Below are 567 nucleotides of genomic sequence, written 5' to 3'. Positions count from 1 at the left end.
GCCCTTGTCGAAGCGCATGCCCTCGGTGAGCTCGAGCTCGAGACCGAAGGTGTTGCTCTCCTCGACGGTGATGACGCCTTCCTTGCCGACCTTGTCCATCGCCTCGGCGATCATCTCGCCGATCTGCGGGTCGCCCGCGGAGATGGAGGCCGTGGAGGCGATCTGCGCCTTCGTCTCCACGTCCTTGGCGAGCTTGGACAGCTCCTCCGACACGCGCTCGACGGCGGCCTCGATGCCCTTCTTCAGCGACATCGGGTTGGCGCCGGCGGCGACGTTGCGAAGACCCTCACGGACGAGAGCCTGGGCGAGCACGGTGGCGGTGGTGGTGCCGTCACCCGCGACGTCGTCGGTCTTCTTGGCGACTTCCTTGACGAGCTCGGCCCCGATCTTCTCCCACGGGTCCTCGAGCTCGATCTCCTTGGCGATGGAGACACCATCGTTGGTGATGGTGGGGGCGCCCCACTTCTTCTCCAGCACGACGTTACGGCCCTTGGGGCCGAGGGTCACCTTGACGGCGTCCGCGAGCTGGTTCATGCCGCGCTCGAGACCGCGCCGGGCGTCCTCGTT

Annotated in this window: 1 protein-coding gene; it reads right to left on the bottom strand. The window is 67.0% G+C overall.

Annotated features, from left to right (window positions below):
* On the bottom strand, nt 1-567 hold a 567-nt coding region (locus ACVCAG_RS45840; RefSeq protein WP_386164234.1), incomplete at both ends, for a TCP-1/cpn60 chaperonin family protein.

The organism is Streptosporangium sp. G12, assembly GCF_052983175.1.
This window is presented reverse-complemented; position numbering and strand designations above follow the sequence as displayed.